Consider the following 9,208-nt stretch of genomic DNA (forward strand, 5'->3'; position numbering starts at 1 on the left):
AAGTATATCTGGTATATTATACCTTTTAGGATATAAGTCAAAAAATATCCTTTCTAGAGGGTGAATATTTTTTATGCCTTTTATGGTATAAAAAAGCCATCTATACAAAGATGGCTTAGAAAAGGGTGATATTTCAAATTAAAGTGCGGTCACAATGTCATTAATTTTTACTTTGGCAGACTGTAATGCTTTTTCAACCGCTTCCGGACCAAAGCCAATACCTTGTGCATAGACAAACTGTACGTCAGTAATTCCCACAAAGCCTAAAATGGCTTTCATATATTGTGTGACGAGATTCTCATCATCATATAGTCCGCCAACTGCACATAATACAATGGCTTTTTTACCTTTCAATAAACCTTCCGGGCCGTTTGCCGTATATTGAAATGTGACACGTGGACGGGCGATGAAATCAAAATAAGATTTTAATTGGGTGGGAATATTCAAATTATACATTGGCGCACCAATGACAAGAGTATCCGCATTTTTTAATTCGGAAACCAGCTCATTTGAAAGTGTAAGAAGTTGTTTTTCTTCTTCTGTTTGGGGCTCGCCACGCACCGCAATAGCTGCTGTTGCATCGAAGTGGGGAAGTGGGTCTTTGACTAAATCCCGAATCACAATATTGTTACCTTGTAGTTTTTCGATCGTATAATCCACTAATTTGTTACTCTGAGAATTATCAGCAAGAATGCTTGACTTTAACACCAATACGTTGCTCATTTTATTTCCTTTAAACTTGCGTAGAATAAGGGTTGCGATTCTAGTGTTTATTTTTTCATAGATAAAGTTCTTTTTAAGAAAAACATTATTTCTTTTTATGAAAAAATCAAGGCTGTTTTCTATTTAACAAGATCGTAAGAAAGTGATAGAATTTGCGACCGCACTTTTCTCATTCAATGGTAGGAATGAAGCTAAGTGCGGTTAATTTTTATTGAATTTTTAAACGAGCATGTCACCTTTCGTATGGGTGACCACTGTATAAGGAAAAATTATGCCAATTATTACTTTACCTGACGGTTCCCAACGTCAATTTGATCGCCCTGTTTCCGTACTTGAAGTCGCTCAAGATATTGGTGCAGGTCTTGCCAAAGCAACCATTGCTGGTCGTGTAAACGGTGAGCGCCGTGATGCCTGTGATATTATCGATCAAGATGCCACACTGGAAATCATTACTGCAAAAGATGAAGATGGTTTAGAAATTATCCGCCATTCTTGTGCCCATTTATTAGGTCATGCCATCAAACAATTATTCCCAGATGTGAAAATGGCTATCGGCCCAACCATTGAAAATGGCTTTTATTACGATGTGGATTTAGATCGCTCTTTAACCCAAGAAGATTTAGAGGCGATTGAAAAACGTATGCTTGAATTAGCGAAAACCAATTATGATGTGGTGAAAAAACGCGTAAGTTGGCAAGAGGCACGCGATACCTTTGAGCAACGTGGCGAGCCGTATAAAATGGCAATTTTAGATGAAAATATTGAACGTACGGCAACGCCGGCGTTATATCATCACCAAGAATATATTGATATGTGCCGTGGGCCGCACGTGCCAAATATGCGTTTCTGCCATCATTTCAAATTACAAAAAGTGGCTGGGGCGTACTGGCGTGGTGATAGCAAAAATAAAATGTTACAACGTATCTACGGTACGGCTTGGGCAGATAAAAAACAATTATCGGAATATTTACAACGTTTGGAAGAAGCGGCAAAACGCGATCACCGTAAGATCGGTAAAGCCTTAGATTTGTACCATATGCAAGAAGAAGCGCCTGGTATGGTGTTCTGGCACAATGACGGTTGGACGATTTTCCGTGAGCTTGAAACCTTTGTACGCACGAAATTAAAAGAATACGATTATCAAGAAGTGAAAGGTCCGTTTATGATGGATCGAGTGTTGTGGGAAAAAACAGGACATTGGCAAAACTACGGTGATTTAATGTTCACGACACAATCGGAAAATCGTGAATATGCGATTAAACCGATGAACTGTCCGGGGCACGTACAAATTTTCAATCAAGGTTTAAAATCTTACCGTGATTTACCTATCCGTATGGCGGAGTTCGGCTCTTGCCACCGTAACGAACCGTCCGGTTCTTTACATGGTTTAATGCGTGTACGTGGTTTTACCCAAGATGATGCCCATATTTTCTGTACGGAAGATCAAATCGAAAGTGAAGTCACCAGCTGTATTAAAATGGTGTATGACATTTACAGCACTTTCGGTTTTACCGATATTTATGTGAAACTTTCAACCCGTCCTGAAAACCGTATTGGTTCAGATGAAATGTGGGATCGTGCAGAAGCAGGTCTTGCTGCAGCCTTGGCACACAATCATCTTGAATATGAAGTTCAAGAAGGTGAAGGGGCATTCTACGGGCCGAAAATTGAGTTTGCATTGCGTGATAGTTTAGGTCGTGAATGGCAATGCGGTACTGTGCAATTAGACTTTGCTTTGCCGGGACGTTTAGATGCCACTTATGTTGCTGAAGATAACGGGCGTAAAATCCCTGTGATGATCCACCGTGCGATTTTAGGCTCAATCGAACGTTTCATCGGGATTATTACCGAAGAATACGCCGGCTTTTTCCCTGCATGGTTAGCTCCTACACAGGCTGTGGTGATGAATATCACCGATAGCCAAGCCGATTATGTTCAACAGGTGGCAAAACAGTTATCTAATGCCGGTTTACGGGTGAAAACGGATTTACGAAATGAAAAAGTAGGCTTTAAAATCCGTGAACATACTTTACGCCGTGTGCCGTATATGCTGGTTTGTGGTGATAAAGAAATCGCAGAAGGTAAAGTGGCGGTGCGTACCCGTAAAGGCGTGGATCTTGGTACATTCAGCGTAGAAGAATTTACGGAAATCTTGAAAAAACAAGTGAGAAACCGTGAATTAAAATTGCTAAATGAAGAGTAAAAACACCTTCAAAATTATTCACAAACTCTTGTTTTTTGTGACCGCACTTTACGGCAGTAAATAATGAAGGCTAGGTTATACTAGCCTTTTTTATAAATTTTAAGAAAAGTATCTCTTTCTTAACTTTTCCTTGTTAACGGATATTAATAAATCAATATGTTAAAACGGTTCTTATTACTAACTAAAAAACACTTCTGTGAAGGTGGTTATCGACTTAAAGGGCTTTGCCTGAATAAATCATCTCATGTGATTTGGCATTATTAATATCATTTAGTTTAGACACCGAAATGTCGTTTTAGAATATTAAAAGATAAAGTAGGTAGAAAAGTTTATGTTCGGCTAAGAATATTATGTGAATAACTAAAAATAGAAATTGTAGAATTAAACGTACAAACAGATTTAGATTTTTCCGACGTAAGCTATAAAAATATCCCTTTGCCGCCAAGCAATCGTTGTGGCTAATGCTTTCAGAGAGTAAATGTATTTTTATTGCTTAAAACATACTCGAAAGATCGATCGGTTATCTATTTTTTCTATGTTTTGCCTATTTTCGTACCCAAATAACCGCTTACGCTATTAAATAATCCCAAGCAAGATTGTGCCACCGAGTGTTAGCAGTGAAATTCCCCAAATCCAAAAGAATGAATAGCGGATATGCTGCCCCATTGAGAGTTTAGCCAGTCCTAATCCCATCCAAAGCGCTGGAGAAAACGGTGAAACAAAGGTGCCGACAATACTGCCGATCATCATTGCATAGCCTACCGAAACAGACGGTACGCCAGCTTGTTGGGTGATATGCTCAACCACCGGAAATAAGCCGAAATAGTAAGCATCCGTACTAAATACTAATTCTAGTGGTACGCCGAGAATCCCTATCACAATGTGAAGATACGGAATTAAACTATCCGGCAAAATTTTGACTAAATTGGTTGCAATCGCAGTGAGCATTCCCGATTCTCGTATCACCCCTAAAAACGTGCCGGCAGCCAAGATAATACTTGCCATCATTATCGCTCCGCCTGAATGGGCATTGATGCGTGCAAGTTGCTCTTTTGGATCATGAAAATTAATTAAAAGCACCAAAACAACAGCGATCATAAAAACATAGCCGGAAGGTAAAATGGCAGAAACTAACACGCCTAAAGTGATAATGAATAATGCCAAGTTAATCAGAAAAAGCCCTTTCGGTGGTGCTTTAGGGCTTTTTTGCGATAAATTTTCCTTTGTGCCGACACTAGTATCAAATGTCACGTCGTACAGACTGTCACCATATTCTTTCGTAATACGCTTTTTCTCTTTTAAACCGAGAAGAATGGCTACCATTAAGGTAATACCAATCCCAATACCCTGTACTACCATCAGAGGTTGGTATAGCTCGGCAACATCTTTGCCTAATACACTGGCAATCCGCCCTAAAGGCCCACCCCACGGTAACATATTGATAATACCAGCGCTGGCAGCTAGCAGTAAAAAGAGTAAATAGGGATTGATTCTTAGTCTTTTATAAAGTGGTAAGAGCGGAGGAACAACCAGTAAGAAAGTCGATGCGCCTGCACCATCTAATTGGGCAATAGTAGAAATAATCACCGTGCCGACCGTTACCGCCACCACATTACCGCCAGTTAGCCGAATCAGTTGGTTTATCATTGGGTTAAACAAACCGACATCGTTCATTATACCAAAAAAGATGATAGCAAAAATGAACATAATGGCAATTTGCACGACCGATTTTGTTCCTGATTGGTAGAATTTTGTTAAATCCTCCATGGAAAAGCCAGCAAGAAATGCACCGATGACTGGAATTAACACTAAAGCGACAACTGGTGAGGTTCTCTCGGTCAGTAACAATAAAACGATGGTAAAAATAATCGCTAATCCGATTAACGTAATCATAGTTTTCCTCCTATTGAACCAGTTTATTCAAACTATACGATATTTTGCACATTGAAAAGGACTTTTTTCACATATTGATAATAAGATCACAATTTTTAATTAACAATTTTTGAAAGCTAGACTAAAAGCAACCTTTTGTAAACGTAACATTACAATGTATTAAGAAATGTAACCAGTACTTTACACCTTTCAGCAGTCAAATTCAGTGGCTTCATTAACAGATCAACCAACTGTTTATGAGTGTTTTATCAATTTGGTGAAGAAAATCGGTGTAGATAAAATCGGCGGGCTAGAACGCCAAGACCACGACGGGAAATACCAATACTACTCAAGGCGGGTTTAAGCAGGGAACAGGGCAAGTTATCAGCGTAAAACAGGCATTATCGGAAAAAGATAATAGTATGGTAACCTTGGGCGGTAGCATTACCCAACAAATTGGCAGTGATGATTACTTTTTCACTGACGGCTCTGCACAAATCAAAGTGGAAATCAAAGATCGTGTATGGAACGGTTTAAATGTTGGTCCACAAGATAAAATTAAAATCAGTGGGAAATTAGATAACGAAGCCTTTGAAAAAGCAGATATTGAAGTATATAGTATTGAGAAAGTTAATTAATCAATCATTGAAAATGGTGGTTTTTTCCACCATTTTATTTTGAAAGAGCGGTCAATTTTATGCGAATTTTATTAATTGAAGATGATACATTAATCGGCAACGGTTTACACATCGGACTATCAAAATCCGGATTTGTGGTGGATTGGTTTACGGATGGTGAAACGGGTTTAAATGCTCTCGATTCTGCACCCTATGATGCTGTCGTATTGGATCTTACTTTACCGAAAATGGACGGATTGGATATTTTGCAACAATGGCGAACAAACAATCAGTCTATTCCTGTTCTTATTTTGACCGCTCGTGATACTTTAGATGAGCGCATAAAAGGGCTGCAAAAAGGGGCAGATGATTATCTTTGTAAGCCTTTTGCATTAGCTGAGGTTGTCGCACGTTTACAGGCGTTAATTCGCCGCTGTTATGGGCATACCACGCCTGTGCTCACCCATCTCAATGTCACGCTTGATCCTAATCAACGAAGTGTGCGGCTAAATGATAAACCGCTTTCTCTCACGACACGAGAATATAAGTTATTGGAACTTTTTATGTTGAATAAAGATCGTGTCCTTTCCCGTTCAACTATTGAAGAAAAATTATCGACGTGGGAAGAAGAAATTAGCAGTGCTGCCTTAGATGTTCATATTTATAATTTACGCCAAAAATTGGGAAAACAATTTATTCGTACCGTTCATGGCGTGGGCTATGCATTAGGGCAACATGATGAAAAATAAGAGTTTAAAATTTCGCTTAATGAGCGGACTATTTTTGATTGCACTGTTCGTGTGGCTTATTTCAACCTTTGTCGCTTGGATAGTCGCTAAAAAAGAAGCCTATGAAGTGTTTGATGCACAACAAGTACTGTTTGCCGAACGTCTCGCTACCTCAGATTTACAGAATATTTTACTGGATAATACCCATTTTAATCGTGGTGGATTTAAACCTTTAAAACGGAAATATGATGACGATGCTCTTGCTTTTGCAATCTTTTCTAAAAAAGGGGAGCGGTTATTAAGTGACAGCGATAACGGTGATCATTTTATCTTTAGTGATAAGGAAGGGTTTAGTTCGGCCTATATTGAAAACGATGATGATAAATGGCGAATTTATTGGTTACCGGTAGCACAAGGGGAATTGCGAATTGCCGTTGGTCAAGAAATAGAATATCGGGAAGAGTTGGTGAATAAAATGGTATTTGGACAAACTGCCATTTGGTTTGGTAGTTTACCGATTCTATTGGCAGTGGTTTTTTATTTAATTTACCAAGCATTAAAACCGATTAATCAATTAAGTCGTGAAGTGTTACGAAGAAAACCGGGGGATGTGTCGTTGCTTGATACCTCAAATGTCCCAACCGAAATTTTGCCGTTGGTGAAAAATTTAAATCAATTTTTTGACCGCACTTCGGTGATGTTAAAAAGAGAACGTCGTTTTACTTCTGATGCAGCTCACGAATTACGCAGTCCATTAGCCGCATTACGTATTCAAACTGAAGTGGCTCAACTTGCCGGAGATGATAAAACCATGCGGGAACAAGCCTTAACGAATTTAACACAAGGGATTGATCGTGCCAGTCAGTTGATTGAGCAACTTTTAACCTTATCCCGTTTAGATAATTTGAAAGAACTGGATGAGTTACAACCGATAAAATGGCAGGAAATCATCCCTTCATTAATTAGTGAACTTTATATTTCAGCACAAAAACGACATATCGAGTTGTTATTTGAAGAAAATTCCATTCCTTCTGAAAAGAGCGGGCAACCTATTTTGGCTTCACTGATGTTGAGAAATCTTATTGATAATGCGATTAAATATGCAAAATCAGGGGCTTTGGTAAAAATTATTTTATCTCAAAACGATATTGTTGTAGAAGATAACGGCGGTGGAGTCAGTGAAGGTGATTTAGCCCGATTGGGACAACGCTTTTATCGCCCGGCTGGACAAAATGAAAAGGGAAGTGGTTTAGGTTTGTCCATTGTATTTCGCATCGCAGAACTGCATCACTACAAAGTGCGGTTAGAAAATGTGATGGATTCCGGAAAAATCATCGGATTTAGAGCCATTATCGGCTTGCAGTAGAAATATATTTGAGGTGATTCGGTTCAAGAAAATATCCTTCACCTCTGTTTTAAAATTTCATTTTCTCTCTTAAAATAAGCATCTCAATTTTTATCGAAAACATTAAATGCCTCATATTTACATTGGTACGGGCGGTTACGCAGATAGCGATTTGCTTGGTACTGTTTATCCTTTAGGAACAGCAAAAGAGGATTTTTTAAGCCATTATTGCCGACACTATGATACCGTAGAAATCAATAGTAGTTTTCATGCGCCTATTGGATTGAAAGTCGTGCAAGGAATGTTGGAAAAATCGAACGGAAAATTGCAATTTTCAATTAAATTGTATCAAGATTTTAGCCATACTCGAGTTGCGACAAAAGAAAATGCTAAAGCTTTTCTCAATGCATTACAGCCGTTAGTTGAAAAACAACTACTTGCTGCGTTATTTTTGCAATTTCCCCATCGATTTGAACGTAATCTCAATAATCGCCGCTATTTAGCGGAATTGCTCCAATGGTTTACGGATTATCCGATGGCGATCGAATTTCGTCATCCTAGCTGGCATTGTGAAACGGTATTTGAGACATTTTGTCGACAACCTAATTTAATTTGGGGAAATGTCGATTATCCGACTAATGTCGGATTGCCGATATTTCAATTAAAAATTAACCCAAATACAGGCTATTTGCGCTTACATGGTCGCAACGGAAACTGGTGGCGTGAAAATTCTGCTCAGGCACGACATAACTATCGTTATACCGAAAATGAACTGGTCGAAATTGCAAATTTGATTGTTCAGCAAAAAGAGCGGTTCGAAAGATTGTTTATTTATTTCCAAAATACCACGCAAAGCCATTCGTTTTATAATATTGCGACGCTCAAAGATCTGTTGCAACCTTTTGGCTTTGAAATGAAAACCCAAGTTGATGAGATTCCTCATCAACAATGGGATTTGTTTTGAAAAGTTTTATAGGACATTGGTCTCAAGTTCCAAAACACCCGGCTCAATTTTAATTCCTTTAGCAAATTTTTTGATTAAAACATCTCGGATGTTTGTTTCATCAAGAGTATAAATCGGCATTGAAGAAAGTAGCATCGCAATACTTTCACTTAAAAACGGCATAGCGATTTGTAATTGTTCCATATACTCTTTAGGCTCTCCGGACCATTGTAAAATACGTAAATTACGTAGATAGATCTCACCTTTTTCCGGGTTATAATAAGGAATGGTATCAAAAGTGAGATTTAACTTAGCCGGGAATTGTTTATTCCCCAGTTTGAATAATCCCTCAGCTGTTCCATTTATTTCAACGCGTTTTTCCGTTCCTCGTCCAATTTTAGTAGTGAGATCTTTTAACTGATAATCTAACGAAAATAAACCGGGAAAGTTAAATTTATCTTTAATAGCACCCTTTTCTATTAAATATTGATTAATTTGGTTTTCAGTAAGACTAAAAGGTGAAGATTGTGCCGGGAGACAGGTAGAAAACCCAAGTAATAGAGTAAAGAGAGAAATTTTGAGTTTTTTCATAAAATACCTATTAAGTTGAAAGATTGAAATAAGTCCGTAGAATACGCATGGTTTTTACATAGTAAAACTATATTATATAGTATAAATGAACTGGAGTGATATTGTGACGAAATCTTGCGTCAATGCCGAATTTCAGGCATATGTTAAGCGTGTTTTAGAAGAGCAGAAAGGTAAACGAGTATATAA

At 38.2% G+C, this 9,208-nt stretch carries 8 protein-coding genes and 1 pseudogene; 6 read left to right on the forward strand and 3 right to left on the reverse strand.

What is annotated here, in order from left to right:
- Nucleotides 1-138: 138 nt before the first annotated feature.
- Complete coding sequence (locus BKK47_RS11170) at nt 139-723, reverse strand: FMN-dependent NADH-azoreductase (RefSeq protein WP_077494903.1); 585 nt, start codon at nt 721-723, stop codon at nt 139-141.
- Nucleotides 724-994: 271 nt separating this feature from the next.
- Here BKK47_RS11170 and thrS point away from each other — a divergent pair, with 271 nt between their 5' ends.
- On the forward strand, nt 995-2,926 hold the full coding sequence (thrS, locus tag BKK47_RS11175; protein WP_077494904.1) for a threonine--tRNA ligase: 1,932 nt from the start codon (nt 995-997) through the stop codon (nt 2,924-2,926).
- Nucleotides 2,927-3,502: 576 nt separating this feature from the next.
- On the opposite strand, the gene BKK47_RS11180 is transcribed toward thrS, so the two are convergent.
- Nucleotides 3,503-4,819 carry a CitMHS family transporter gene (locus BKK47_RS11180; protein ID WP_077494905.1) on the reverse strand — a complete coding sequence of 439 codons (1,317 nt, stop codon included), beginning with the start codon at nt 4,817-4,819 and terminating at the stop codon, nt 3,503-3,505.
- A gap of 205 nt (nt 4,820-5,024) precedes the next feature.
- Here BKK47_RS11180 and BKK47_RS12500 point away from each other — a divergent pair, with 205 nt between their 5' ends.
- From BKK47_RS12500 to BKK47_RS11200, 5 genes and pseudogenes are all read left to right on the forward strand, one after another.
- The gene (locus BKK47_RS12500; protein WP_158074771.1) at nt 5,025-5,162 is read left to right on the forward strand and encodes a hypothetical protein; all 138 of its coding nucleotides are present in this window, start codon (nt 5,025-5,027) and stop codon (nt 5,160-5,162) included.
- Nucleotides 5,134-5,436, forward strand: a pseudogene (locus tag BKK47_RS11185) (YgiW/YdeI family stress tolerance OB fold protein); the annotation flags it as partial. The gene BKK47_RS12500 and the pseudogene BKK47_RS11185, both read left to right, overlap by 29 nt.
- Before the next feature lie 59 nt (nt 5,437-5,495).
- Complete coding sequence (locus BKK47_RS11190) at nt 5,496-6,164, forward strand: response regulator (RefSeq protein ID WP_077494906.1); 669 nt, start codon at nt 5,496-5,498, stop codon at nt 6,162-6,164.
- Nucleotides 6,154-7,509 carry a quorum sensing histidine kinase QseC gene (gene qseC / locus BKK47_RS11195; RefSeq protein WP_077494907.1) on the forward strand — a complete coding sequence of 452 codons (1,356 nt, stop codon included), beginning with the start codon at nt 6,154-6,156 and terminating at the stop codon, nt 7,507-7,509. The genes BKK47_RS11190 and qseC overlap by 11 nt, the downstream gene beginning before the upstream one ends.
- 106 nt (nt 7,510-7,615) lie before the next feature.
- Nucleotides 7,616-8,452, forward strand: a complete 837-nt coding sequence (locus BKK47_RS11200; RefSeq protein ID WP_077494908.1) for a DUF72 domain-containing protein — start codon at nt 7,616-7,618, stop codon at nt 8,450-8,452.
- 6 nt (nt 8,453-8,458) lie between these two features.
- On the opposite strand, the gene BKK47_RS11205 is transcribed toward BKK47_RS11200, so the two are convergent.
- A complete protein-coding gene (locus BKK47_RS11205) occupies nt 8,459-9,022 on the reverse strand; it encodes a YceB family lipoprotein (RefSeq protein ID WP_077494909.1) in 564 nt (187 codons plus the stop codon).
- Between the last annotated feature and the right edge of the window lie 186 nt (nt 9,023-9,208).

This window comes from Rodentibacter mrazii, from assembly GCF_001998825.1.
In the GTDB taxonomy this organism is placed as follows: domain Bacteria; phylum Pseudomonadota; class Gammaproteobacteria; order Enterobacterales; family Pasteurellaceae; genus Rodentibacter; species Rodentibacter mrazii.

Excerpts from the sequence above, each read along its gene's own strand:
- qseC (WP_077494907.1), top strand. The coding sequence starts at position 6,154 with ATGAAAAATAAGAGTTTAAAATTTCGCTTAATGAGCGGACTATTTTTG.
- BKK47_RS11205 (WP_077494909.1), bottom strand. The coding sequence starts at position 9,022 with ATGAAAAAACTCAAAATTTCTCTCTTTACTCTATTACTTGGGTTTTCT.
- BKK47_RS11190 (WP_077494906.1), top strand. The coding sequence starts at position 5,496 with ATGCGAATTTTATTAATTGAAGATGATACATTAATCGGCAACGGTTTA.
- thrS (WP_077494904.1), top strand. The coding sequence starts at position 995 with ATGCCAATTATTACTTTACCTGACGGTTCCCAACGTCAATTTGATCGC.
- BKK47_RS11200 (WP_077494908.1), top strand. The coding sequence starts at position 7,616 with ATGCCTCATATTTACATTGGTACGGGCGGTTACGCAGATAGCGATTTG.
- BKK47_RS11180 (WP_077494905.1), bottom strand. The coding sequence starts at position 4,819 with ATGATTACGTTAATCGGATTAGCGATTATTTTTACCATCGTTTTATTG.
- BKK47_RS11170 (WP_077494903.1), bottom strand. The coding sequence starts at position 723 with ATGAGCAACGTATTGGTGTTAAAGTCAAGCATTCTTGCTGATAATTCT.